We start from the raw sequence: 24,463 nt of genomic DNA on the forward strand, positions 1-24,463 counted from the left end.
GGCTACAGCCCCAGTCGTTGCCGGGTCTCGGGCTTGAGCGTCCCGTCCGGGTTCCAGCCGCGCACTTCGTAGTAGTGCGGCAGCATCTTGGCCAGGTCGTTCACCCTGCCCTTGGCCGGGCCGGTCCTGGCCGGCTCGGTCAGCAGGCGCTTGGGCAGCGTGTCGTCGGCGGCGGTCATGCCGGAGCGGTTGTTGAAGTCGCGCTCCATGTTCCAGATGCGTTCGCCGATCATGCCGAGCACCTCCGGCGTGTAGTCCTCGCCGCACGCGGCGGAGATCTGCGGGGCCAGGTCCGGCAGGCCCCACGCGAAGGTGGTGAAGATGCACAGGCCCGAAGAGTCGAAGGCGGCCGTCGCGTCCTGGAACGCCTTGACCAGTTCCGGCTTGCCTTCGGTGGCGAGCGGATCGGTCTTGACCGGGATGCCCATGACTTCCGACGCGACGGTGTACCCGCGCAGGTGGCAGGCGCCGCGGTTGCTGGTGGCGTAAGCGAGGCCCATGCCCTGGATGCCGCGACCGTCGTACGCCGGGAATTCCTGGCCCTTGACGCTCATGGACAGATCCGGATGGCCGTACTTCGCGGTGAGCCGCTTGGACCCGAGGCCCACCTCCTTGCCGAAGCCCTGCCCGGTGACGGTCTGCTCGGCGAGGAACGCCAGCGCCTGCGCGGAGCCGAACTTCGCCTCGATGCCGACCTGCTCCTTCGTCAGCACGCCCATCTCGTACAGTTCCATCACGGCGCCGACGGTCGCGCCGAAGCTGATCGGGTCGATGCCGTCCTCGTTGCACAACTGGTTCGCGTACTGCAGTGCCTCCAGGTCGTTGACGCCATTGGCCGCGCCGAGTGCCCAGGCCGCCTCGTATTCGAGGCCGCCCGAGGCGCCCCAGTACTGCGGCTTGTTCTGCACCGTGAAGTGGCTCTCGTCCATCTTGCTGATACGCCCGCACGCGATGGTGCAGCCGAAGCACGCCTGGTTGGTCACCAGGTGCTTCCTGCCGTCGGTCTTGCGCGGCGTCGCCATGGCCTCGGCCGAGATGTCCTTCGCGCCCTCGAACTGCACGTCGCGGTGGTTGCGGGTGGGCAGCGCGCCGACCTCGTTGATCACGTTCATCAGCACCTGGGTGCCGTAGGTGGGCAGGCCCTGACCGGTAACGGCGTTGTCCGCGAGCACCTTCTTCGCCTGCTTCACGGCGATCATGAAGGCCTTCGGGTCCCGGATGTTGCCGACGCCCTTGGTGCCGCGCACCGCGATGGCCTTGAGGCCCTTGCTGCCGGCGACGGCGCCCACGCCCGAGCGTCCGGCCGCGCGGTGCAGGTCATTGACGATCGATGCGTACAGCACCTGGTTCTCCCCCGCGCGGCCGATGCTCGACACGCGCAGCAGCGGATCCTGCAGGGTCTTCTTGAGGATCTCCTCGGTCTGCCACACGGTCTTGCCCCACAGCCCGGAGGCGTCGCGCAGTTCGGCGACGTCGTCGCTGATGAACAGGTACACCGGCCTGGGCGACTTGCCTTCGACGATCACCATGTCCCAGCCGGCCATCTTGAGCTCCGCGCCGAAGTAGCCGCCCGAGTTCGAACAGGCGATCGCGTTCGTGAGCGGCCCCTTGGTCACCACCGTGTAGCGGCCGCCGGTGGATGCCATGGTGCCGGTCAGCGGGCCGGTGGCCCAGATCAGCTTGTTGGCGGGCGAGAGCGGATCGGTCTTTGGATCCATCTCCTCCACCAGGTATTTGGAGGCCAGGCCGCGCGAGCCGACGTAGGCGCGCGCCCAGTCCATGTTGAGCGGCTCGGCCTTGACGAGGCCGTTGGTGAGGTCGACGCGAAGGATTCTTCCAGCCCAGGACATGATGTTCTCCTCACGCAGCGGGTTGATTGCCAAGCTTGCCGGCCCACTGCTTCATGCGGTCCAGCCCGGTCCAGTTGGCGTCGATGAACGTGATCGCTCCCGTGGGGCACGCGTCGGCGCAGGCCGGCTCGCCGCCGCACAGGTCGCATTTCTGCACCTTGCCCGACTCCTGCACGTAGTTGATCGTCCCGAACGGGCAGGCGATGGTGCAGACCTTGCAGCCGACGCAGGTGGTCTCGTTCACCACCTTGGCGCCCGTCAGCCGGTCGATCGTGATCGCCTCCACCGGACAGGCGTGCAGGCACCAGGCCTCGTCGCACTGGGTGCACGTATACGGCACCTTCTTGCCGGTGTGGTGGAAGTCGAAGACCTTGATACGCGAGCGCGCGGTCGCGAAGGTCCCGTAGTTCTCGAACGAGCACGCCATCTCGCATTGCAGGCAGCCTGTGCACTTGTCCGCGTTGATGTGCAGCACCTTTTGCATCTGCGTCTCTCCTGGTTTGTGGCGCGCCGCCCCCGCGCCGATTGCCATGAAGCGGTTTGCATGCCCATTGTTGAAACGGGGCCGATGCGCCCGCCTAGTGCTAACCCTAAAGGAGAGCGGCGGCCCAGCCTTTTTCTCATCTTGAGACACCTCATCAGTTGGATATTGGAAATCCCCGACAATGGCGGCCATGGGCAGCTCCATCGCGCTCGCGGAACGCGACCGGCTCGCGCTGATCGACAGCGCGCGGCGGGCCGTGCTCGGCGGCGACGAATCGCGGCGCCCGCTGCCGATCGAGCCCTGGCTGGAACGCTCCTGGCGCCGCTGCCTGGCGCTGGGGCAGCGGCCGGAGCAGCGGCTGGCGTTCGACTCGGTGTCCGCCCCCGCACGGGCCCGGGTCGTCGAAGCGAACCAGTCCCTGATCCAGGCCGCGCGCCCGGTGCTGGAGCGCCTGGGCGAGACGCTCGCCAGCAGCCGCTATTTCGCGGTGCTCACCGACCGCGACGGCGTCGTGATCGACAGCCACGGTCCCATCGATCGCGCGGATCGCCGGGCCGACCTGATCACCCGTATCGGTGTCGACCTGTCCGAGACCGCCGTCGGCACCACGGCGATCGGCGCGGCGCTCACCGAGCTGCAGCCGGTCTGGCTGCACCGCGGCGAGCACTTCTTCGCCGACACCTCGGTCTACAGCTGCGCGGGCGCGCCGCTGTTCGGCCCCGACGGCCGGTGCGTCGGCATGCTGGATCTCACCGGCATCGAGACGGCGGAGCGACCGGAGCTCAAGCACCTCGCGGCGCAGTCGGCTCGCAGCATCGAGAACGCGCTGGTACAGCGGCTGCCCCACGCGCTGCTGCTGCGGCTGAACTGGCCGGGGCGCGTACCCGGCGGGCACGACGACGGGCTGGTCTGCCTCGATGCGGACGGCTGGGTGCAAGGCAGCAACGACGCGGCGCGCCAGATGCTGCCGCAACTGGCGCTGGCCGGCGCCGCCACCCACGCCGGCGAGCTGTTCGCGCAACGCTGCGAGTCGTGGTTCGATCTCGCCCGCCGCAGCGCGGCGGCGGCGCCCGTGGAAGTAGCGCTGTGGTCAGGACTGCGCCTGCAGGCGGTGCCGCAGTTGCCGGGCCAGCCGCCTGTGGCGGTGCCGGACAAGGTGCCGCTGCGGGACGTGGAGATCGCGTTGATCCGCAAGGCCGTCGCCGACGCCCGCGGCAACGTGATGAAGGCCGCCCAATCCCTGGGCATCAGCCGCGCGACGGTGTACCGGAAGCTGGGGAAGAGGTAGACGGATTCAGCGCGCGGCGTTCGGGAAGAACAGCTGCTCCCCCCCGATCCGGTACGAAGCGATCGCCGCCTGGCCGGCCGGCGAGACGATCCAGTCGACGAACGCCTGCGCCTCGCGCGCCTTCACGTGCGGGTGCTTCGCCGGGTTCACCACCATCACCCCGTACTGGTTGAACAGCTTCGTGTCGCCCTCCACCACGATCGCGAGGTCGCCGCGGTTCCTGAAGCTGAGCCACGTGCCGCGATCGGCCAGCGCATAGGCATTCGTCGACGACGCGATGTTCAGGGCCGGCCCCATGCCGCAGCCACACTCCCTGTACCCGCTGCCCTTGGCCGCCGCCAGGCCGGCCTGCGTCCAGTACCGCAGTTCCGCGGCATGCGTTCCGCTCTTGTCGCCGCGCGAGACGAACGGCGCGTTCGCCGCGGCAACATTCTTCAGGGCGGCGACGATGTCCTTGCCGCGCACGCCGGCCGGGTCCCCCTTCGGGCCGACGAGGACGAAATCGTTGTACATCACCGGGTACCGTTTCAAGGCCCACCCGTCGGCGACGAACTTCTCCTCGGCGGCCTGGTCGTGCACGAACAGCACGTCGGCATCGCCGCGGCGCGCCATGTCGATGGCCTGCCCGGTGCCGACGGCGACCACCTTGACCGCTACCCCCGTAGCCTGCCTGAACCGTGGCAGCAGCGCGCCGAACAGGCCCGACTGCTCGGTCGAGGTCGTCGATGCCATCGTGATCGCCTGCGACCACGCATGGCCGGCGCCCGCCAGTGCGACCGCCACCGCCGCTGGCGCCAGCACCCGGCGCCACATCGTCGTGTTCATGCCAACTCTCCCTTGACGAACAATCCGGCCTCGCCCGAGACCTGCGCCAGCCTCGGCGCGTTGAAGAACTCGTGCACCGGCAGGTCCGCCAGCACCCGCCCCTGCTCCAGGTACACGACCCGGGTGGCGAGCCGCTTCACCTGCCCCAGGTTGTGGCTCGCGAACACCAGCGTCATCCCGTCGCACGCGAACTCCGCCATCAGCGCCTCCACCTCGCGCTTGCCGTGCGGGTCGAGGCTGGATGTCGGCTCGTCCAGGAACAGCAGGTCGGGTTGCAGGCTCCAGGCGCGCGCCAGCGCCAGCCGCTGCTGCTGGCCGCCGGACAGGGCCCGCGCGCCGCGCAGCGCCACCGGCGCCAGCCCCACGCGCGCGAGCGCTGCCAGGGCCTCCTCGCGCGACGCGCCCCAGCGCCGGCCGCGCAGCCACAGCGCCAGCGCCACGTTGTTCAGCGCCGACGTGCGCACCATGTACGGCCGCTGGAACACCATTGCCTGCCGGGTCGCGCCGTCACGCAGCACCGACCCTCCCGCCGGGCGCACGAGGCCGTGCAACACGCGCAGCAAGGTGCTCTTGCCGCTGCCGTTGGCGCCGACCAGGGCCACGCGTTCCCCGGCCGCCACCCGCAGGTCGACGCCGCGCAGCGCGTGCACCGCGCCGAAGCGCACGTCCACCTGCTTCAACTGCACCAGCGCGCTCATGCCGGCGCTCCTTCCAGCGCCAGCACGCGGTCGTCGCGCAACATGCGCCAGCGGCGCAGGAGGGCGATGGCGGCATTGAGCGCCAGCACCGTGCCCAGCAGCACGATGCCAAGCGCCAGCGCCAGCGGCAGGTCGCCCTTGCTGGTCTCCAGGGCGATGGCCGTCGTCATCACCCGCGTGAACCCCTCGATGTTGCCGCCCACGATCATCACGGCGCCCACTTCGGACACGGCGCGGCCGAAGGCGGCGATGGCGATCGTCAGCAGCGCGTAGCGCTCGTCGCAGGCCAGCAGCAGGCTGCGCAGCCAGGGCCCGGCGCCAAGCGACGCGAGCTGTTCGCCGCCCGCGCCGTGCGCGTCCTCGACGCTCTGCCGCGTGAGGGCCGCCACCACCGGCACCACCAGCACGGTCTGGGCCAGCACCATCGCCTGGAACGAGAACAGCCAGCCGAGGAACCCCAGCGGGCCGGTGCGCGAGAGCAGCAGGTAGATCACCAGTCCCACCACCACCGAGGGCAGCGCGAGCAGCGTGTTCAGCACGGTGAGCAGCGCGCCGCGGCCGCGAAAGCGTGCGACGCCCAGCCAGGCGCCGAGCGGCATGCCGATGGCACAGGCCAGCACGCAGGCCGCGCTGCTCACCGCCAGCGAGCGCGCGACGATCGCGGCGAGCGCCGGGTCGAAGCCGGCAATCAGCGCCAGCGCCGTGCCGACGCTGTCGGAAAACGTGTTCATTTGGAGGCGATCGTAGAGGCCGCGGCCGCCACACGCATCGGGGTCTCCGAGCTATGCACCGCGCTGCATAGCCCGGCGCGCGCCCTCGGCGATACTGCCCGCGTGCACAAGATCGAACTGAGCTACGCGCTCGGCCGCGCCAGGGCCGGCGCCCCCGGCATCCGCAATTCGCTGATCGACCTGCTGCAGGCCGTGCGTGCGCATGGGTCGATCGCGGGCGCCGCCAAGGCGCTGGCGCTGTCCTACCGGCATGTGTGGGGCGAGTTGAAACGGTGGGAGGCCGAACTGGGCCAGCCGCTGATCGTCTGGGACAAGGGACAGCCGGCGCGGCTCACCGAATTCGGCGAGAAGCTGCTGTGGGCCGAGCGGCAGGCGCAGGCGCGGCTCGCGCCGCAGATCGAGGCGCTGCACGCCGGACTGGAGCGCGTGTTCGCGACGGCGTTCGACCCCCAGGCGCACGTGCTGATGCTGTTCGCCAGCCACGACGACGCCCTGTCCGCCTTGCGAGAGCATGCGGCCGGCGCGCGGCTGCACCTGGACATCCGGTTCTGCGGCAGCGTCGACGCGATCGCCGCGCTCAACGAGGGCCGCTGCGCCATGGCGGGCTTTCACACCATGCCTGGGAGCGCCCGTGGGAGCCTGGCCCAGCGCACCTACCAGCCACTGCTGCGGCCGGGCCGGCACAAGCTGATCGCCTTCGCCCGGCGGACCCAGGGCCTGATGGTCGCGACCGGCAATCCGCTGGGCCTGGCGGGCATCGCGGATCTCGCGCGCACCCGCGCCCGCTTCGTCAACCGCGCGCTTGGCACCGGCACCCGGCTGCTGCTGGACGAGTGGCTGGCGCAGGCACGCCTGCAACCAGCCGAGATCCGGGGCTACGAGCGCGAAGAGCCGTCGCACGCCGCCGTGGCGCAGGCGGTCGCGTCAGGGGCCGCCGACGCGGGCCTCGGGATCGCGGCGGCCGCCGCTGCGCGCGGCCTGGATTTCGTTCCGCTGGCGCAGGAGCACTACTACCTGGTGTGCCTGAAAGCAGCCCTGGAGCAGCCGCCGGTCCAGGCGCTGCTGCAGGTGCTGCGCAGCGACGCGTGGCGCGCGCAGCTCGCCGGCCTGGCCGGTTACGACGCGGCCCGGTGCGGCGAAGTGCTGAGCCTGCGCCAGCAACTGCCGTGGTGGGACTTCAAACCGCGCATGCGCTGAAGACTACAAGCTGCAGGTGCGGAAGCCCACGAAAGCGTCGTCGCGCTCCGGCAAGGCGAAGCCGCGGAACTTCGGGTGCTTCATGCGGGCCCGCGCGGCGAACGAGGCGCCGCGCTGCACCTTGGCCAGCCCGAACAGCGGCTGCGCCTCGAAGCCGGTGTGCCGGGTCCAGCGATCCGGTACGAAACCGGGCCAGGGCCGCAGCGTGGTCGCGGTCCATTCGCGCACGTCGCCCCAGCGAAAGCCGCGGCGGTGCGCCACATGAGCGGCCATCTCCCATTCGACTTCCGTCGGCAGGCGCCGGCCGGCCCAGCGGGCCCAGGCATCCGCTTCCCACCACGTGACGTGCAGCACGCTCTGCCGGCCGGCCATGCGGGCGGGACGTCCGAACTGCGTGGCCAGCACGGCGCCGCCCGCACCGCCGATCTGCTCGACGTAGCGCGGCCCGCGGCGGCCTTCGCCCGCCACCTCGTGCGCCAGCCATTCCCAGCCCTGCGGGTGCCACAGCTCCGCGCGGTCGTAGCCGCCGTCCTGCACGAACTCGACGTACTGGGACCACGCCACGGGCTGGGCGTCGATCTCGAACTCCGGCACGGCGACCTCGTGCGCGGGCCGCTCGACGTCGAATGAAAAGCCCTCGTCCGGCGAGCCGAGCAGCCACCGGCCTGCGGGCACCAGCACCGGATCGCGTGCGGCCGCGCCGCCCGGTAGCGGCAGCTTGAGCGGCACGCCCAGCGCCTGCGCCAGCGCCACCAGTTGCTCGCAGCGCAGTTCCTCGTGGAACAGCGCAACCCGGTAGAAGTACAGCGCGGCATCGGTGTCGGGCGCCTTCTCCAGCAGTTCGAGCGTGCTCTCCAGGGTCTGCAGCAGCCAGACGCGGATCGCCTCGTAACCGGGCAACGGCAGACCCCATCGCTCGCCCGGCGCGACCAGCGCCGGATCGAACCAGCTGTCCGCCATCGGCTCGATCGAGGACAGCCGCACCGCCTCGGCGGGACAGCCCCGCCCCAGCGCGCGCTGCGGGTTGCGGCCGATCCAGTATTCGGCCAGCCAGCCGATGTTTCCGGCAAGCCACAGCGGCGATTCGGCCTGCGTCCGCGCCGGCGCCGTATCCGGCAGCGCCGCCGGCTCGAAGTGCGACAGCAGGTGCAGCGCGTGGTTGCGCGCGTCCATGAGCGCCAGCGAGAGCAGTTCCGCGCCGGCGCGCCGCATCGACGTCGCGTCGATGCTTTCGGGGCGGGTTTCCCGGTGGGCGGCTGGCATGCGGTCATTATCGCGACGGGTTCGCCCGGCGAGTCTGTCAAAATCACGGTTGGCTTGCCCCCGGCGAGCTCCTGCAATCCCCATGACCGGAAGGACCGCGGCCGCGCCGGCCACGGCCTGCCCATATCCCATGCACGCGCTCCTCAAGTTCTCCCATGCCGTGGACCGGCTCAATGCCCTGGTGGGCCGGTACGTCATCTGGCTGATCCTGGGCTCGACGCTGATCAGCGGCATCAACGCCATCGTCCGCAAGGCCTTCAACTACAGCTCGAACGCCTACCTCGAGGTGCAGTGGTACCTGTTCGCGGCCGCCTTCCTGCTGGCGGCGGGCTACACCTTGCTCCATGGCGAGCACGTGCGCATCGACGTGGTCTCGGGCCACCTGTCCAAGCGCAAGCAGATCTGGATCGACGTGATCGGCTTCGCGCTGTTCCTCACGCCGATGTGCCTGACGATCCTCTGGTACGGCATTCCGTTCTTCCTCCAGGGCTACCGCTCCGGCGAGATGTCCAACAACCCCGGCGGGCTGATCCGCTGGCCGGTGTACCTGATGATGCCGCTGGGCGTGGCCCTGTTGCTGCTGCAGGGATGGTCTGAACTGATCAAGCGGATCGCGTTCCTCAAGGGGCTGATCGAGGACCCCACCGTGAAGAAGGTGGAGAAGACGGCGGAGGAGGAACTCGCCGAATCGATCCGGCGCGAGGCCGAGCAGGCCGGCAAGCTCTGACGAACAAGAAACGAGAAGACGGATGGAGTTCCTGACCCACAACTTCGCCCCCATCATGTTCATGGGGCTGATCGTGTTCCTGCTGTTCGGCTTTCCGGTGGCGTTCAGCCTCGGCGCCTGCGGCCTGTTCTTCGGATTCATCGGCGTCGAGGTCGGCGCCCTGCCCGAGTCGCTGCTGCAGGCGCTGCCGCTGCGCCTGTTCGGCATCATGCAGAACGACACGCTGCTGGCGATCCCGTTCTTCACCCTGATGGGGCTGATCCTGGAGCGCAGCGGCATGGCCGAGGACCTGCTCGACACCGTCGGCCAGCTGTTCGGCCCGGTGCGCGGCGGCCTGGCGCTGGCGGTGATCCTGGTGGGCGCCCTGCTGGCCGCGACCACCGGCGTGGTGGCGGCCTCCGTGATCTCGATGGGCCTGATCTCGCTGCCGATCATGCTGCGCTACGGCTACGACCGGCGGCTCGCCTCCGGAGCCATCGCGGCGTCCGGCACGCTGGCCCAGATCATCCCGCCGTCGTTGGTGCTGATCGTGCTGGCCGACCAGCTGGGGCGCAGCGTCGGCGACATGTACAAGGGCGCCTTCATCCCGGGGTTCGTGCTGACGGGGCTGTACGTCGCGTATGTGATGGGCGTGGCGCTGTTCAAGCCGCACATGGCGCCGGCGCTGCCGCTGGAGGCGCGCACTTACCGGGAGCCGGACGGCTCGCCCGGCCTGCGCTCGCTGCTGGTGCTCACGGTGATCGGCACGACGGCCGCGGTGTCGCTGGGCGTGAACTACGCCGCCGTGGTCAGCTGGTTGCGCGGCGAGACCGTCGCCACCATGCCGACCGACGAAACCATCGTCGTCGCCATGGGCGCGGGCGTGCTGCTGGCCTTCGTGATCGCCCTGATCAACAAGGCGACCGGACTCGGCCTGCTGTCGCGCATGGCCGAGCGCGTGACCTTCGTGCTCATCCCGCCACTGATGCTGATCTTCCTGGTTCTGGGCACCATCTTCCTGGGCGTCGCGACGCCCACCGAGGGCGGCGCCATGGGCGCGCTGGGCGCGATCGTCATGGCGGTCGTGCGCCGCCGCCTGACCTGGCCGCTGCTGCGCCAGGCGCTGAACTCGACGACCAAGCTGTCGTCCTTCGTGCTGTTCATCCTGGTCGGCGCCACGATCTTCGGCCTGGTCTTCCAGGGCGTGGACGGTCCGATCTGGGTGGAGCACCTGCTCACGGGCCTGCCCGGCGGGCAACTGGGCTTCCTGATCGTCGTGAACGTCCTGATCTTCATCCTCGCGTTCTTCCTCGACTTCTTCGAGCTGTCGTTCATCGTCGTGCCGCTGCTCGCCCCGGTGGCGCAGAAGCTGGGCATCGACCTGGTCTGGTTCGGCGTGCTGCTCGCCGTCAACATGCAGACCTCGTTCATGCACCCGCCGTTCGGCTTTGCGTTGTTCTACCTGCGCAGCGTCGCTCCCGACAAGGCGTACACCGACCGGATCACGCGGCGCCAGATCGCGCCGGTGACCACGATGCAGATCTACTGGGGCGCCGTGCCCTTCGTGATCATCCAGATCGTCATGGTGGGCCTCATCATCGCGTTCCCCACCCTCGTCTCGGGCAACCTGGACAAGGCGCCGGTGCAGGACATGGACAAGGTGCAACAGCAGATGGAGCGGATGCTGAACCAGCAGGAGAAGCTGGCGGTGCCCGACCCGGCGGCGGCACCGGCCGCACCGGCGCAACCGCAGCCGGGCAGCACACCTGCTGCGGGCGCGGTACCGGTGCCGGAGCCGGCTGCCGAAGCGCCGGCGGTCTCCGACGAGGACCTCCTGAAGCAGTTGCAGCAAGGGCCGGCGAAGTAGCGCGTCCCCCTCCCAAGCACAACGCCCCGGCCGCTCGAAGCGGACCGGGGCGTTTTCCTTCGGCAGCAAGCGCGCCGGACGGCGCGCTTCGCTTCGCGTCAGACCTTCACGGTGGTCATGTAGCTGCTGTAGCGATACTCGGAGAAGCGGTCCCACAGGAGCTGGTCGCGCTGGAAGGCGCGCATGTCCTGGTGGATCTTCTTGAACTCGGGCGACTTCGCCTCGTGCTCGCCGAACACCTCCATCGAGGCCTTGAAGCCGGCGTCCATCACGTCCTTCGGGAACGGCTTGAGCTGGGTCTTCGCGGCGACCAGGCGCTTCAGCGCGATCGGGTTCTTCGCGTCGTACTTGGCCGTCATGTCACGGGCCGCCACCGCGCCGGCGGCACGCACCATGGCCTTGTTTTCGGCCGACAGGGCGTCGAACGCCTTCTTGTTGATGAAGAACTCGAGCTCGGCGCCGCCTTCCCACCAGCCGGGGTAGTAGTAGAAGGGCGCGACCTTGTTGAAGCCCAGCTTCTCGTCGTCGTAGGGGCCGACGAACTCGGTGGCGTCCAGCGTGCCTTTCTCCAGGGCCTGGTAGACCTCGCCGGCCGGCATGTTCTGGGCCACCACGCCCAGCTTGGCCATGGCCTCGCCGAACAGGCCGCCGCCCAGGCGCATCTTCAGGCCCTGCAGGTCCTTGGCGCTCTTGATCTCCTTGCGGTACCAGCCGCCCATCTGGGTGGTGGTGTTGCCGGCGCTCATGCTCACGATGTTGTACTTGGCGTAGAACTCGTCCATCAGCTTGCGGCCGTTGCCGTGCTCCATCCACGCGTCCATCTGGCGCGCGGTGAGGCCGAACGGAACGGCGCAGCCGAACGCGAAGATCGAGTCCTTGCCGGTGAAGTAGTAAGGCGCCGTCAGCGCCATCTGGATCGTGTCGTTCTGGATCGCGTCGACGACGCCGAAGGGGGGCATCAGCTCGCCGGCGGCGTGGACCGAGCACTCGAACTTGCCGCCGGAGAGTTCCTTCAGCGTCCTGGAGAAGGTCTCGGCGCTGCCGAAGATGGTGTCGAGGGACTTGGGAAAGCTCGCGGCGAGGCGCCAGCGGATGGCGGCTTGCGCATGCACGGCCGGCGCGGCGCCGGCGGCGAGGACGCCGGCGATGCCGGCATTTTTGATGAGGGAACGGCGATCCATCGATGTGTCCTTGTTGGTCAGCGGCGCCCGATGCGCCGGGGGGCGCGGCGGAGCCGGTCGGCCCCTCCTGCCCGCCTTGCCCTTTCGGCAAACGGCGCCGTATTGTAATCACCGGTGACGAAAGGCCCGCCCCGGCGAGGGTTGCGGCCGATCAGGTCGCGCGGCCGGCCGCCCAGGGCGGCGGCATCACAGCCGCTGCGACTGCATGAACCGGTCGAACGTGGCCTCGGTGAAGCGGAACCACAGGTTCTGGTCGGAACGGAAGCGCCGGTAGTCCGCGTAGACCTTGCGCCACTGCTCGTTGCTGGCCGACAGCTCGTCGTACAGCCGCATCGACTCGCGGAATGCCTGGGTCAGGATGTCGGCTGGAAACGGCCGCAGCCGCGCGCCGGAAGCCACCAGCTGCTTGAGGGCCCCTGGGTTGCGCACGTCGTACTTGGCCTGCGTCTCCACGTGCGCGTAGGTGCTGGCCATCTCGACGTAGGCCTTGTACTCGGGCGACAGCGCCCGAAACGCCTTCAGGTTGACGTACAGGTCCAGTTGCAGCCCGCCTTCCCACCAGCCGGGATAGTAGTAATACGGAGCCACCTTGTTGAATCCCAGCTTCTGGTCGTCGTACGGCCCGATCCACTCCGCCGCGTCGATCGCTCCCTTCTCCAGCGCCTGGTAGATCTCGCCGGCGGGGATGTTGCGCGGCAAGCCCCCGAGGCGCTCCAGCACCTTGCCGGCGAAGCCGCCGATGCGGAACTTCAAACCCTTGAGGTCTTCCGCCGAACGGATTTCCTGGCGCATCCAGCCGCCCATCTGCGCCCCCGTGTTGCCGCAGGGGAAGCTGGTCATGTCGTAGCGGGCATAGAACTCGCGCATCAGCCTGCGGCCGTTGCCTTCGTAGGTCCAGGCGCTCATCTGGCGGCTGTTCAGCCCGAACGGGATCGCGCCGCCGATGGCGAAGGTCTCGTCCTTGTCGAAGAAGTAGTACGGCGCGGTGTGCGCGGCCTCGACGACCCCCTGCTGAACGCCGTCGACGACGCCGAAGGCCGGCATGAGCTCGCCCGACGCATGCACGGCGACCTCGAAGCGCCCGCCCGACAGCTCGCGCACCTTGCGCGCGAACACTTCGGCCGCCCCGTGGATCGTGTCCAGCGACTTCGGAAAGCTGGAGGCGAGGCGCCAGCGCACCAGCGCCTGCGCATGGATGGCCGGCGCAGCGCCGGCCGCCAGGACCCCCACGAGGCCGGCGCCGGCGACCAGGGAGCGTCGGCCCACGGCGCCCGCCATGCCCTGGGCCGCGACTCGTTTGTTGTGCGGCATGCCAGGGTCCGGCCGGCTAGCTGACGATCTTCAGCGCCGGCTGCAGCCGCTCGACGGCCTCGGCGAAGCGCCGGCGCACCGACGCCTCGATGCCGGCGGCATCCAGGCCCTGCAGCGCCAGCAGCTTGGCCGGATCGCCGTGCTCGATGAACTCGTCGCGCAGGCCCAGGTGCAGCAGCGGCTTGACCATGCCGGCGGCCTGCAGCGCCTCGGCGACGGCACTGCCCGCGCCGCCCGCGATGCAGCCCTCTTCCACCGTCACCAGCGCTTCGTGCCGGGCCGCCACTTCGAGCAGCAGCGCGGTGTCCAGCGGCTTGGCCCAGCGCATGTTGACCACCGTGGCGTTGAGCCGCTCCGCCGCCGCCAGGGCGGGATACAGCAGCGTGCCGAACGCGAGGATGGCGACGCCGCGCGGCTGCGCGTCGGGCGCCGTGCGCGCGCGGCGGATCTCGCCCTTGCCGAACGGCAGGGCCTGCAGGCCGGGCGCCACTGCCGCGCCGACGCCGGCGCCGCGCGGATAGCGCACGGCGACCGGATGGTCCTGCTCGAACGCGCTGGTGAGCAGCTGCCGGCATTCGTTCTCGTCCGCCGGGCACGCGATGCTCACGTTCGGAATGCAGCGCATGAACGCGATGTCGTAGGCGCCGGCGTGGGTCGGGCCGTCGGCGCCGACGATGCCCGCGCGATCGAGGGCGAACACCACCGGCAGGTTCTGCAGCGCCACGTCGTGCACGAACTGGTCGTAGGCGCGCTGCAGGAACGTCGAATAGATCGCCACCACCGGCTTCATGCCCTCGCACGCCAGGCCCGCGGCGAAGGTCACCGCATGCTGCTCGGCGATGCCGACGTCGAAATAGCGTTCGGGAAAGCGCTGCTCGAATTCCACCAGCCCGGAGCCCTCGCGCATGGCCGGCGTGATGCCGACCAGCCGCTGGTCGCGCTCGGCCATGTCGCACAGCCACTGGCCGAACACCTGGGTGAATGTCTGCTTGGGCGCCTTGGCGGGCTTGACGATGCCGACGGCCGGATCGAACTTGCCCGGGCCGTGGTACGCCACCGGGTCGGCTTCGGCCAGCTTGTAGCCCTGGCCCTTGCGCGTGACCACGTGCAGGAACTGCGGCCCCGCCAGGTGCCTGATGTTCTCCAGCGTCGGCACCAGCGAGTCGAGGTCGTGGCCGTCGATCGGGCCGATGTAGTTGAAGCCGAACTTCTCGAACAGCGTTGCCGGCACGATCATGCCCTTGGCCTGCTCCTCCAGGCGCTTGGCCAGTTCGAACAGGGGCGGCGCGACGCGCAGCACGTTCTTGCCCACGTTCTTGGCCGCCGCGTAGAACTGGCCGCTCATGAGCTGGGCGAGGTAGCGGTTCAATGCGCCCACCGGCGGGCTGATCGACATGTCGTTGTCGTTCAGGATCACCAGCAGGTCGCAATCGGCGACCCCGGCGTTGTTGAGGGCCTCGAACGCCATGCCCGCGCTCATCGCGCCGTCGCCGATGATCGCCACGGCCTTGCGGTTCTCGCCCTTGCGTTTGGCCGCCAGGGCCATGCCGAGCGCCGCCGAGATGCTGGTCGACGAATGCGCCGTCCCGAACGCGTCGTACCCGCTCTCGGTGCGCTGCGGAAATCCGGAGAGGCCGCCGAGCTGGCGCAGCGTCGCCATGCGCTCGCGCCGGCCCGTGAGGATCTTGTGCGGGTAGGTCTGGTGGCCCACGTCCCACACCAGCCGGTCGTACGGCGTGTTGAAGACGTAGTGCAGCGCGATCGTCAGTTCCACCGTCCCCAGGTTCGAGCTGAGGTGGCCGCCGGTGCGCGACACGCTGTCCAGCACGAAGGCGCGCAACTCGTCGGCCAGCGCCTTGAGCTGGGTGCGCGGCAGCTTGCGCAGTTCCGCGGGGTCGTTGATCGCTTGGAGCAAGGATGCCATCTGTCGTCTCAATTGTCCCGGTTCACCACCATCATGGCGAGCCCCTGTAAAGCCCGCGTGTCGGGCAGGCCGGAGCGCGCCAGGGCGGCGATGGCCTGCTCCAGCAACTCGCGTGCGAGGCGGCGCGAAGGCTCCAGGCCCAGCACCGACACGTAGGTCGGCTTGGCCTGGACCGCGTCCTTGCCGGCCGTCTTGCCGAGCGTCGCCGAATCGGCGGTGACGTCCAGGATGTCGTCGATCACCTGGAACGCCAGTCCGACCGCAGCGCCGTAGTCCGCGAGCGCGGCCTGCACCTTCGCATCGGCCGCGCCGCACGCGGCTCCCATCAGCACGCAGCCTTGCAGCAGCGCCCCCGTCTTGCGCCTGTGCATCTCGCGCAGCTGCGCCTCGTCCAGCGCGCAGCCGACGCTCGCGAGGTCGATCGCCTGGCCGCCCGCCATGCCGGCGTGCCCGGCGGCGCGCGCCAGCAGGCGGCACAAGGCGGCCTGCACGGCGACCGGAAACGCGGCGTCCTCGGGCGCCAGCAACTCGAAGGCGAGCGCCTGCAGCGCGTCGCCGGCCAGCAGCGCCTGCGCCTCGCCGAACTTCACGTGCACCGTCGGCTTGCCGCGCCGCAGGACGTCGTTGTCCATGCAAGGCATGTCGTCGTGCACCAGCGAATAGGCGTGGATCAGCTCCACGGCGCAGGCGGCGCGCAGGCCGGCCTCCGCATGCCCGCCCACGGCCTCGCACGCGGCGAGCACGAGCAGCGGCCGCAGCCGCTTGCCGCCATCGAGCACCGCGTAGCGCATCGCCTCGCCGAGCCCCGCGGGCGCGTCGGCCACGACCCACTGTCCCAGGGCCTGCTCGACCCGCCGCAGGCGCTCGGCGCTCCAGCGGGCCAGGTCGAATGCGGGGCGCGCAGCCGCGCCGGGGTCCCGCGTCGTCGCCGCGGCGCTCACTCTTGCAGCCACGGCTTGAGCGTGCCTTCGTCGACCACCTTGATCTGGTGCTCCACCGCCTGCAGCTTGTCGCGGCAGAACTGCAGCAGGTGGGCGCCGCGCTGGTAGCCGGCGAGCAACTGCTCGAGCGGCAACTGGCCCGATTCGATCCGTGCGATCAACTGCTCGAGTTCGTCCAGGGCGGCCTCGTAGCTGGCGGGAGTGGGTGACTCAGGCAGGGACATGTGGATGCGGCAGGGAAACCGGGATTTTAGGCGGTGCGCGATGCCGGGCCGCGGCGCGCGCGCCCGAGAGCCCGCACGGAGCCCCGAGATACCGACCCCGGGGGTACAATCCGTGTCCCTTCTCGCCGGGTCGCCCACGTCCCGGTTTCCCCAACCGTTTCCAACGCCGCGCGCTCATCTCCGGGTCAGCGCTTCCCTGCCCCTTCATAGGGGGAGTCTCTAGGTCAGGACACCATGTCTGATTTAAGTCTTCAACTTCAGCAGGCCGAAAGCCAACTCCCTGTCACCAGCTACTTCGACGAAGCACTGTTTCGCCGCGAGATGGAGGTCATCTTCCAGCGCGGGCCCCGCTACGTGGGGCACGCCCTGTCGGTCCCCGAGCCGGGCGACTTCCACGCGCTCCCGCAGGAGGGCGAGGGCCGCGCGCTGCTGCGCACCGCCAACGGCGTGGAGCTGATCTCGAACGTGTGCCGGCATCGCCAGGCCGTGATCCTGAAGGGCCGCGGCTCGATCGCGGCCGGCCCGTCCTCGGGCGGCAACATCGTGTGCCCGCTGCACCGCTGGACCTACAGCGGCGGCGGCGGCAGTCCCGCGGGCACGCTGCTCGGCGCGCCCCACTTCGCCAAGGACCCGTGCCTCAACCTGAACAACTATCCGCTCCAGGACTGGAACGGGTTGCTGTTCGAGCGCGCGCCGGGCAGCCCCGACGTCGAAGCCGACCTCGCCGGCATGGGTCCCCGCGCCGACCTGGACTTCACCGGGATGGTGCTGGACCGGGTCGAACTGCACGAGTGCAACTACAACTGGAAGACGTTCATCGAGGTCTACCTCGAGGACTACCACGTCGGGCCGTTCCATCCCGGCCTGGGCAGCTTCGTGACGTGCGAGGACCTGCGCTGGGAGTTCAAGGAGAACTTTTCGGTGCAGACGGTGGGCATCGCCAACCGCCTGGGCAAGGCCGGCAGCCCCGTGTACGAGCGCTGGCAGAAGGCGCTGCTGGATTACCGCCAGGGCCGGCAGCCGAAATACGGCGCGATCTGGCTCACCTACTACCCGCACATCATGGTGGAGTGGTATCCGCACGTGCTGACGGTGTCCACGCTGCACCCGGTCTCGCCGCAGAAGACGCTCAACATGGTCGAGTTCTACTACCCCGAGGAGATCGCCGCCTTCGAGCGCGAGTTCGTCGAGGCGCAGCAGGCCGCCTACATGGAGACCTGCGTCGAGGACGACGAGATCGCGGAGCGCATGGACCATGGGCGCAAGGCCCTGATGGACCGCGGCGACAACGAGGTCGGGCCGTACCAGAGCCCCATGGAAGACGGAATGCAGCACTTCCACGAGTGGTATCGCGCCCGCATCGGCGCGAACGCGGCGCGGCGTCTCGTCTAGGGCCGGCTGACCCGGCCGCGGCGCGCCATGCAGGCCTGGTGGATGCTGCTGGCGTCCTTCTGCTTCGCGGCGATGGCCGTGTGCGTGAAGTTCGCGGCCGAGTGGTTCAACGCTGGCGAGCTGGTGTTCTGGCGCGGCGTGGTGGGCATCGTGTCGATCTGGGCCGTCGCACGCCACCATCGCATCCCGCTGGCCACGCGCTACCCGGGGATGCACGCGTGGCGCTCGGTCGTCGGCGTGATCTCGCTGGGAACCTGGTTCTACGCCATCGCGCACCTCCCGCTCGCGACGGCCATGACGCTCAACTACATGAGCAGCGTCTGGGTCGCGCTGTTCGTGGTCGGCGCGCAGATCTTCCTGTGGCAGCCGCGGCGCGGCGGCGCCGCGCCGCGCCAGGGCCCGCTGGTCCTGAGCGTGCTGGCCGGGTTCGCAGGCGTCGTCATGATGCTGCGTCCCACCATCGAGCAGAACCAGGTCTTCGCCGGCCTGATCGGCGTGTTCTCTGGCCTCACGGCCGCCGTCGTCTACATGCAGCTTACGGCCCTCGGCAAGGTGGGCGAACCGGACACGCGTACCGTCTTCTACTTCGCGGTGGGGTCGACGCTGGCCGGCGGCCTGGCGATGCTGGCCGGTGGCGTGTCGCCCTGGAACTGGCGCGGCGCCGCGTGGCTGCTGCCGATGGGGCTGCTCGCGTCGGCGGGCCAGCTCGCCATGACCCGTTCGTACAGCGCCGGCGCGACGCTCGTCGTCGCCAACCTGCAGTATTCCGGCCTCCTGTTCGGCGCGATCTTCGGCGTCACGCTGTTCGGCGACCGGATCGGCCTCTGGGGCTGGGGCGGCATGGCGCTGATCGTCGCCAGCGGCCTGGCCGCCACCGTGCTGCGCACCCGCGCGGCGCCCGATTCGCCGGCGCAAGACCACTGAGAGCGGGGGGCGCGGGATAATCCGCGCTCCATCCGAAGCAAGGCCCGCAAGCATGTACACCACGCTGATCTCCGTCGACGAACTCAAGCGGCTGCGCGCGAGCGAGGTGCCGCACATGATCTTCGACTGCAGCTTCGACCTGATGAACCCGGCCGCGGGCGAGGAGCAGTACCGCCAGGCGCACATCCCGGGCGCGGTCTACGCGCATCTCGACACCGCGCTCAGCGACCAGGGCGTGGTCGAGCCGGACGGCACGCATCACCCGCATCCCGACGCCGCATCGGGCGGCCGCCACCCGCTGCCGAGCCGCGAGAAGTTCGCGATGTGGCTCTCCGCCATCGGCTTCGCCAACGACATGCAGGCGGTGGTCTACGACCGGCAGGGCGCGAACTACTGCGGCCGGCTCTGGTGGATGCTCAAATGGGCCGGACACGACGCCGTCGCCGTGCTCGACGGCGGCCTTCAGGCGTGGCAAGCGGCCGGCGGCGAGGTGGCCGGGGGCGAGGAGCCCTCGCACTTCCAGTCGCACTTCAGGCTCGGGGCCGAGCGGGTGCGGCTGGCGACCACGCACGAGGTGCAGCAACGGCTCGGCCAGCCGGCGCAGACCCTGGTCGATGCCCGCGGAGCGCCGCGCTTCCGCGGAGAAGTGGAGCCCCTCGATCCGGTGGCGGGCCATATTCCCGGCGCGCTCAACCGGCCGTTTGGCCAGAACCTCGGCCCGGACGGCAAGTTCAAGCCGGCGGCCCAGCTGCGCCAGGAGTTCGAGGCGCTGCTCGCGGGACGCGATCCGTGCAGCGTGGTGCACCACTGCGGCAGCGGCGTCAGCGCCGTGCCGAACGTGATCGCGATGGAAGTGGCCGGCCTGGGGCCAACCGCGCTCTACGCCGGCAGCTGGAGCGAGTGGTGCAGCGACCGCTCGCGGCCGGTGGAAAAAGGCTGAGCCTCACCGGGTGCCCGTGCGGCGCCGGTGAGGCTGCAACAGGGAACGCCTAGCGCTGCCCCGTCTGGCCGGTGGCACTGCCGTCCGGCACGCTGCCGCCCGGCGCGGTCGTCGCGCTGGTGGCGGTGCCGGCCGGCGCCGTGGCCGGGCCGGCGCCCATCCCGCCTTGCAGGCCGCCGCCGGCCGGCGGGGCCTGTCCCACGGTGCCGCTGCCGGTGGCGCCGGGCACGGCATCGCCGCCCGACGAGCCGGGATGCGGCGCCGAACCGGCGACGCCGGACGGTCCGCCCGGCGCGGTGTCGGCCGCGGACGGCGTCACCACCTGGGTCGGGTTGCCGGTGCCCGGGCTGCCGGGGGCGTTCGGGTTCGCCGTGGCCCCCGAATCGGCGCCCCGCCCGCAGCCGGCCAGCCCCAGCGAGGCGGCCGCTGCCAGGATCAGCGCGTAGTGGCGAACCGGCATCAGCGGGTCGTCGTCGTGGCCGTGCTGGTCGAGCCCGTCACGCCGGAAGTGCTGCTGTCGGTGCCGGTGGTGCCGCTGCCCGAAGCGCCGGCCGTGCCGCCGGTGGCGCCGGTGCCGGTCGTGCCGGTGGAGCCGCCGGTGCCCGACGCGCCCATCGAGCTCGTGCCGCCCGTCGTGCCGCTGGCGCCCGCCGCGGTGTCGGTGCTGCTGCCGGTCGTGCCGCCCGTCGTGCCCGCGGTGCTGCTGGAGCTCGACGTGTCGGCGGTGGCCGGCGGCGGCGTGGTGGTGCTCGACGAGGTGGCGGAACTGCCCGCGCCGGCGCCGGCGTCGTCGTTCTTGCCGCAGGCGCTCAGCGACAGGGCGCCGACGATGGCCAGCGCGGCGGCGGCGGTTTGGGTGAGAGACATCTTCATCAGGGTAACTCCTTGAGGGTATGTTCGGGATTGACAGGGGCAGCGCGTTTTGCGGCCCTGGAGCGCACTCTAGGCACCCCTGGCGCCCAGGCTGTCGGTACCTGATGATGTTCGGTGTAGGACAAGCGCAGAGGCACGGGTGGGGTGCGCTGCCGTCAGCGCCGGCTGCCGCGCTCCTGCGGCATCTTGCTCTGCTGCTTCATCGCTCCTTCCGCGGCTCGTCCGCGCCCCGACTCCCCGCCCTCGCCCGTGCCGGCGTCCTGCGCCTGCATGTCGGCGTCCGGCGTGCTGACCTTGTTCTTGGTGTCCACTTCCTTGGCGCCGTCGCGCGGCTCGCGGCCGCCCGAGCGCGACTTGCTCGAAGGGTTCATGTTCGGCTCCTTTGCTTGCGATGCCTCCACTCTAGGCAGCAGGCCGCCGCCGGCTGTCGTCCGGGGCGAGCGCTCGGTGTAGGAACGCCGCCCGCGCCGCTCACTCCACCGGCGGCCTGCTCGCAGCGCGGCGCCCCATCGCGCGCTCGTACGCCCTCATCAGGGGAGTGACCGAAATGCCATGGACGAAGATCGACGTCACGACGACGGATAGCGTCAAGGCCGTCAGCTGGGCTGCCAGCCGATCCGGCAGTCCGTGGTTGATCGCGTACATGAGGTAATACAGCGAGCCGATGCCGCGAATGCCGAACCACGCCACCAGCCTGCGCTGGCGCGCGGAGCTGTGCGAGCCGAGCAGGCCCAGCCAGGTGGCCGCCGGCCGCACCACGAGCAGGAGGACCGGCACGAACCACCAGGCGGCGCTGTCCCACTCGACGGCCCAGAGCAGCGCGCCGATGGTGATCACGATCGCCAGTTCCCCGATGCGCTCCACCTGCTGGTTGAATCCGAGCACCGCGTGCGCCATGAAGGCCGGGGCGTGGCGCGGATCCACGGCCGCTGCCTCGGCCGCGGTGAAATCCGGGTCCGCCGAGGCCTGTTCGACCGCCTGCTGGACCGCCGGGTCGCGGCTCTCCGCCTGTTCCACCTGGCGCAGCGCGACGCCGGCCGCGAACACCGCCAGGAAGCCGTAGCCGTGCAGCAGCACGGCTACGCCATAGGAGAGCGCGATCAGTCCCAGCGCGAGGAAGTCGTCGAGCCCGACGGCCTCCTTGTGCTTGCGCCGCAGGAACAGCACCAGGCGCCCGACAGCGGCGCCCAGCAGGGCGCCTGCTGCCAGCCCGGCGGCGACCGCCCACAGCACGTCGACGGCCAGCCAGCGCCAGCCCCAGGGCCCGATCTCGTGCAATCCCAGCAGCCCGAGGCCCAGCATCACGAACGGAAAGGCCGTGCCGTCGTTGAGGCCCCCTTCGCCGGTGAGGGCGAAGCGCAGCTTGTCGCGGTCGCCCGGCCGGTGCACCTGCACGTCGGAGGCGAGTACCGGGTCGGTCGGGGCGAGGATCGCGCCCAGGAGCACCGCGGCGCCCAGCGGCAGGCCCAGCAGCACGGTGCCGACGGCAGCGATCGCGACGACGGTAAGCACCATGGAGGTCAGCGCCAGGCGCAGTGGCAGCAGCCAGCGGCGGTCGCGCAGGCTGACGCTGAGCTTGAGCCCGGCCGTGAACAGCGAGACCAGGACCACCGTTTCGGTCAGGCGCTCGAGCAGCACCTTGTTTTCCCGCAGGTCCGGCGCCAGCCAGTTCAGGCCGAGCGGGCTCATCACCAGGCCCAGGGCCAGGTAGAGCATGGCGGTGGACAACGGCAGGCGCGACAGCACCGTGCCGCTGAGCGCCAGGAAGATCAGCAGAACGCCGACGAGAACGGACCAGAAAGCAAAATCCATCGTCCTATTGTCGGCAGATGCGCGCGCATGAGCCGCGTTCCGGCGGCCGTGGCCTTGGCGCTCGGGTCGAGCGGGTCAGTTGCTGGTCGCGCCCACCGACGCCGCGACGCGCTTGATCTTCGCCACTTCGTCGACCAGCAAGGCGCCCAGCTCTTCCGGGCTGCTGGTGGACACATCCGTCCCGAAGGTCGCGAACTGGGCCTTGACGTCGGCCATCGCCATGATCTTGCGGACCTCGGCGTTGAGCTTGTCCACCACTTCGCGCGGCACCCCGGCCGGTCCAACCACGGCCTGCCACGTGGCGTACGAGAAGCCCGGGTAGCCCGATTCGGCCAGCGTGGGGATGTCCGGCACCAGCGACGAGCGCTGCGCCGTCGTCACCGCCATCGCGTTGAGCTTGCCGGCCCGCACCTGCTGCAGCACGTCCGAGATGTTGGCGAACATCACGTGCGACGTTCCCGCCAGCATGTCCTGCATCGCCGGAGCCCCGCCCTTGTAGTGCACCGTCGTCCAGTCGAGCTTCGCCGTCTGCTTGAACTGCTCGCCCGACAGCCGCGTGAGCGTGGTCGCCCCCGGCGACGCCATGTTGACCTTGCCGGCGTTGGCCTTCGAATAGGCCACCAGTTCCCTGACGTTCTTCACCGGAAGAGCCGGGGTGGTCACCACCATGATCGGCACCGTCGCGACCAGGGCCACCGGCGTGAAGTCGCGGGTCGGATCCCAGCTGAGCTTGTCGAAGAAGGCCGGCGCCGCCGCGAACGAGGTCGCCGCCATCAGCAGCGTGTAGCCGTCGGGCGCGGCGCGCGCGACCTGCTCGGCGGCGATGTTGCCGCTCGCGCCGGCGCGGTTTTCCACGACGAAGCTCTGGCCCAGCGACTGCGTCAGCTTGCTGGCCAGCACGCGCGCTGCGAGATCGGTGGACCCGCCCGGCGGGAAGCCGACCAGCAGCTTCACGGGTCGCGTGGGCCAGGACTGGGCACCGGCCAGCGGAGCCACCGCGGCGAGGGCGACCGCGCAGGCGGCGAGGACGAGCGACTTGAGCTTGGGCATGGGGTCTCCTGGTTATTCGGGCTGGACGCCGGCATTGGTGCTGACGCGGCGCCAGGTGGCGACGCTTTCGCGCAGGAACGTGCCGAACGATTCGGGCGTGCCGGGCACGAGTTCCATGCCGAGGCCGCCCAGCCGCTCGCGCACGTCCTGCATGGCGAGGACGTCGCGCACGTCGGCATGCAGCTTCTGCACGATCTCCGGGGGCGTTCCGGCGGGCGCCAGCACGCCTTGCCACACGAAGGCGTCCACCTGCGGCGCCACGGTTTCCGCGAGCGTCGGCACGTCGGGCAGCATGGCGTTGCGGCGCGCCGTCGTCACCGCCAGCGCGCGCAGCTTGCCGGCCTGCACGTGCGCGGCCGCCTCGACGACGGCGACGATCATCGCCTGCACCTGGCCGGACAGCACCGCCTGCAGCGCCGGCGCGCCACCGGCGTACGGCACCATCGCGATGTCCGTGCCGGTGGCCTGCTTGACCAGCTCGAAGGTCATGCGCTGCCCGCTCGAAGCGCCGGGCGCGGAAAAATTCAGCTTGCCCGGGTTCGCCCTGGCGTGCGCGACGAACTCCGCGATGCTGCGCGCCGGCACGCCCGGATGCACGACCAGCACGTTGGGGATGGTGGACACCATCATGACCGGCGCCAGGTCCTTCAGCGCGTCGTAGCCGGGCTGCCTGAACACGCTGGGGCTGATCGCGAGCGCCGTCGTCGCCAGCAGCAGCGTGTATCCGTCGGGGGCCGCCTTGGCCACGTACGCGGTGCCGATGTTGGCGCCGGCGCCGGGACGGTTTTCCACCACGACCGGCTGGCCCCACTTTTCGGCCAGCTTGCCGGCGAGCAGGCGCGCCGTGATGTCCGTGGAGCCGCCGGGAGGAAATGCCACGACGAGCTTCACCGGCCGGTTCGGAAAAGCGCCCTGCGCGAGCGCCAGCGGCGCCGCCACGAGCAGCATCAGGATCGCAACGAAACGGCGCATGGCTTCACTC

Annotated in this window: 24 protein-coding genes; 8 read left to right on the plus strand and 16 right to left on the minus strand. The window is 70.3% G+C overall.

Annotated features, from left to right (window positions below):
- Positions 1-2: 2 nt before the first annotated feature.
- Positions 3-1,850 carry an aldehyde ferredoxin oxidoreductase family protein gene (locus tag RAMLITH_RS09240; protein ID WP_168107064.1) on the minus strand — a complete coding sequence of 616 codons (1,848 nt, stop codon included), beginning with the start codon at positions 1,848-1,850 and terminating at the stop codon, positions 3-5.
- A gap of 10 nt (positions 1,851-1,860) precedes the next feature.
- The gene (locus RAMLITH_RS09245) at positions 1,861-2,334 is read right to left on the minus strand and encodes a 4Fe-4S dicluster domain-containing protein (RefSeq protein WP_168107065.1); all 474 of its coding nucleotides are present in this window, start codon (positions 2,332-2,334) and stop codon (positions 1,861-1,863) included.
- A gap of 190 nt (positions 2,335-2,524) precedes the next feature.
- Here RAMLITH_RS09245 and RAMLITH_RS09250 point away from each other — a divergent pair, with 190 nt between their 5' ends.
- Entirely contained in the window at positions 2,525-3,622 is a 1,098-nt protein-coding gene (locus RAMLITH_RS09250; RefSeq protein ID WP_168107066.1) for a GAF domain-containing protein, read from the plus strand.
- Positions 3,623-3,628: 6 nt separating this feature from the next.
- Here the strand turns inward: RAMLITH_RS09250 and RAMLITH_RS09255 are convergent, their stop codons facing one another.
- From RAMLITH_RS09255 to RAMLITH_RS09265, 3 genes are read right to left on the minus strand one after another with little or no spacing between them, the layout of a single operon-like run.
- Positions 3,629-4,447: an ABC transporter substrate-binding protein gene (locus RAMLITH_RS09255; protein ID WP_168107067.1), complete on the minus strand. Its 819-nt coding sequence runs from the start codon at positions 4,445-4,447 to the stop codon at positions 3,629-3,631.
- Positions 4,444-5,145 (minus strand): ABC transporter ATP-binding protein, encoded by a 702-nt coding sequence (locus RAMLITH_RS09260; RefSeq protein ID WP_168107068.1) that lies wholly within the window; start codon positions 5,143-5,145, stop codon positions 4,444-4,446. Before RAMLITH_RS09260 ends, RAMLITH_RS09255 begins: the two co-directional genes overlap by 4 nt.
- Positions 5,142-5,876, minus strand: a complete 735-nt coding sequence (locus RAMLITH_RS09265) for an ABC transporter permease (RefSeq protein ID WP_168107069.1) — start codon at positions 5,874-5,876, stop codon at positions 5,142-5,144. The genes RAMLITH_RS09260 and RAMLITH_RS09265 overlap by 4 nt, the downstream gene beginning before the upstream one ends.
- 102 nt (positions 5,877-5,978) lie before the next feature.
- Between RAMLITH_RS09265 and RAMLITH_RS09270 the strand changes: the two genes are divergently transcribed.
- Positions 5,979-7,073, plus strand: a complete 1,095-nt coding sequence (locus tag RAMLITH_RS09270) for a substrate-binding domain-containing protein (RefSeq protein ID WP_168107070.1) — start codon at positions 5,979-5,981, stop codon at positions 7,071-7,073.
- Between the two features lie 3 nt (positions 7,074-7,076).
- On the opposite strand, the gene RAMLITH_RS09275 is transcribed toward RAMLITH_RS09270, so the two are convergent.
- Complete coding sequence (locus tag RAMLITH_RS09275) at positions 7,077-8,336, minus strand: SUMF1/EgtB/PvdO family nonheme iron enzyme (RefSeq protein WP_238344085.1); 1,260 nt, start codon at positions 8,334-8,336, stop codon at positions 7,077-7,079.
- Between the two features lie 130 nt (positions 8,337-8,466).
- Between RAMLITH_RS09275 and RAMLITH_RS09280 the strand changes: the two genes are divergently transcribed.
- Positions 8,467-9,063 (plus strand): TRAP transporter small permease subunit, encoded by a 597-nt coding sequence (locus RAMLITH_RS09280; RefSeq protein WP_168107231.1) that lies wholly within the window; start codon positions 8,467-8,469, stop codon positions 9,061-9,063.
- A 22-nt stretch (positions 9,064-9,085) separates the two neighbouring features.
- The gene (locus tag RAMLITH_RS09285; RefSeq protein ID WP_168107071.1) at positions 9,086-10,909 is read left to right on the plus strand and encodes a TRAP transporter large permease; all 1,824 of its coding nucleotides are present in this window, start codon (positions 9,086-9,088) and stop codon (positions 10,907-10,909) included.
- Between the two features lie 98 nt (positions 10,910-11,007).
- Here the strand turns inward: RAMLITH_RS09285 and RAMLITH_RS09290 are convergent, their stop codons facing one another.
- The 5 genes from RAMLITH_RS09290 to RAMLITH_RS09310 form a co-directional block, all read right to left on the minus strand.
- Positions 11,008-12,090, minus strand: a complete 1,083-nt coding sequence (locus tag RAMLITH_RS09290; RefSeq protein ID WP_168107072.1) for a TRAP transporter substrate-binding protein — start codon at positions 12,088-12,090, stop codon at positions 11,008-11,010.
- A gap of 186 nt (positions 12,091-12,276) precedes the next feature.
- Positions 12,277-13,356: an ABC transporter substrate-binding protein gene (locus tag RAMLITH_RS09295; RefSeq protein WP_168107232.1), complete on the minus strand. Its 1,080-nt coding sequence runs from the start codon at positions 13,354-13,356 to the stop codon at positions 12,277-12,279.
- A gap of 61 nt (positions 13,357-13,417) precedes the next feature.
- Positions 13,418-15,325 carry a 1-deoxy-D-xylulose-5-phosphate synthase gene (gene dxs / locus RAMLITH_RS09300; protein ID WP_168107073.1) on the minus strand — a complete coding sequence of 636 codons (1,908 nt, stop codon included), beginning with the start codon at positions 15,323-15,325 and terminating at the stop codon, positions 13,418-13,420.
- 8 nt (positions 15,326-15,333) lie between these two features.
- Positions 15,334-16,266: a polyprenyl synthetase family protein gene (locus tag RAMLITH_RS09305; protein ID WP_168107233.1), complete on the minus strand. Its 933-nt coding sequence runs from the start codon at positions 16,264-16,266 to the stop codon at positions 15,334-15,336.
- Positions 16,263-16,490 (minus strand): exodeoxyribonuclease VII small subunit, encoded by a 228-nt coding sequence (locus RAMLITH_RS09310; protein ID WP_168107074.1) that lies wholly within the window; start codon positions 16,488-16,490, stop codon positions 16,263-16,265. Before RAMLITH_RS09310 ends, RAMLITH_RS09305 begins: the two co-directional genes overlap by 4 nt.
- 234 nt (positions 16,491-16,724) lie before the next feature.
- Here RAMLITH_RS09310 and RAMLITH_RS09315 point away from each other — a divergent pair, with 234 nt between their 5' ends.
- Genes RAMLITH_RS09315 through RAMLITH_RS09325 form a run of 3 tightly spaced genes read left to right on the plus strand, consistent with a single transcriptional unit; the run spans position 16,725 to position 19,746 of the window.
- Entirely contained in the window at positions 16,725-17,882 is a 1,158-nt protein-coding gene (locus RAMLITH_RS09315; RefSeq protein ID WP_168107075.1) for an aromatic ring-hydroxylating oxygenase subunit alpha, read from the plus strand.
- Between the two features lie 27 nt (positions 17,883-17,909).
- Complete coding sequence (locus RAMLITH_RS09320; RefSeq protein ID WP_168107076.1) at positions 17,910-18,806, plus strand: DMT family transporter; 897 nt, start codon at positions 17,910-17,912, stop codon at positions 18,804-18,806.
- A gap of 52 nt (positions 18,807-18,858) precedes the next feature.
- A complete protein-coding gene (locus RAMLITH_RS09325) occupies positions 18,859-19,746 on the plus strand; it encodes a sulfurtransferase (protein WP_168107077.1) in 888 nt (295 codons plus the stop codon).
- Between the two features lie 49 nt (positions 19,747-19,795).
- Here the strand turns inward: RAMLITH_RS09325 and RAMLITH_RS09330 are convergent, their stop codons facing one another.
- Positions 19,796-20,206 (minus strand): hypothetical protein, encoded by a 411-nt coding sequence (locus RAMLITH_RS09330; protein WP_168107078.1) that lies wholly within the window; start codon positions 20,204-20,206, stop codon positions 19,796-19,798.
- Here RAMLITH_RS09330 and RAMLITH_RS09335 point away from each other — a divergent pair.
- Positions 20,192-20,635 carry a hypothetical protein gene (locus RAMLITH_RS09335; protein ID WP_168107079.1) on the plus strand — a complete coding sequence of 148 codons (444 nt, stop codon included), beginning with the start codon at positions 20,192-20,194 and terminating at the stop codon, positions 20,633-20,635. The two genes, RAMLITH_RS09330 and RAMLITH_RS09335, sit on opposite strands and share 15 nt — an antisense overlap.
- 139 nt (positions 20,636-20,774) lie before the next feature.
- Here the strand turns inward: RAMLITH_RS09335 and RAMLITH_RS09340 are convergent, their stop codons facing one another.
- The 4 genes from RAMLITH_RS09340 to RAMLITH_RS09355 form a co-directional block, all read right to left on the minus strand.
- Entirely contained in the window at positions 20,775-20,990 is a 216-nt protein-coding gene (locus RAMLITH_RS09340) for a hypothetical protein (RefSeq protein WP_168107080.1), read from the minus strand.
- A 100-nt stretch (positions 20,991-21,090) separates the two neighbouring features.
- On the minus strand, positions 21,091-22,431 hold the full coding sequence (locus RAMLITH_RS09345) for a cation:proton antiporter (protein ID WP_168107081.1): 1,341 nt from the start codon (positions 22,429-22,431) through the stop codon (positions 21,091-21,093).
- A 75-nt stretch (positions 22,432-22,506) separates the two neighbouring features.
- Positions 22,507-23,481: a Bug family tripartite tricarboxylate transporter substrate binding protein gene (locus tag RAMLITH_RS09350; RefSeq protein ID WP_168107082.1), complete on the minus strand. Its 975-nt coding sequence runs from the start codon at positions 23,479-23,481 to the stop codon at positions 22,507-22,509.
- A 12-nt stretch (positions 23,482-23,493) separates the two neighbouring features.
- Positions 23,494-24,453, minus strand: a complete 960-nt coding sequence (locus tag RAMLITH_RS09355) for a tripartite tricarboxylate transporter substrate binding protein (RefSeq protein ID WP_168107083.1) — start codon at positions 24,451-24,453, stop codon at positions 23,494-23,496.
- Positions 24,454-24,463 lie beyond the last annotated feature (10 nt).

Origin of the sequence: Ramlibacter lithotrophicus (genome assembly GCF_012184415.1) — a bacterium.
GTDB classification, from domain to species: Bacteria; Pseudomonadota; Gammaproteobacteria; order Burkholderiales; family Burkholderiaceae_C; genus Ramlibacter; species Ramlibacter lithotrophicus.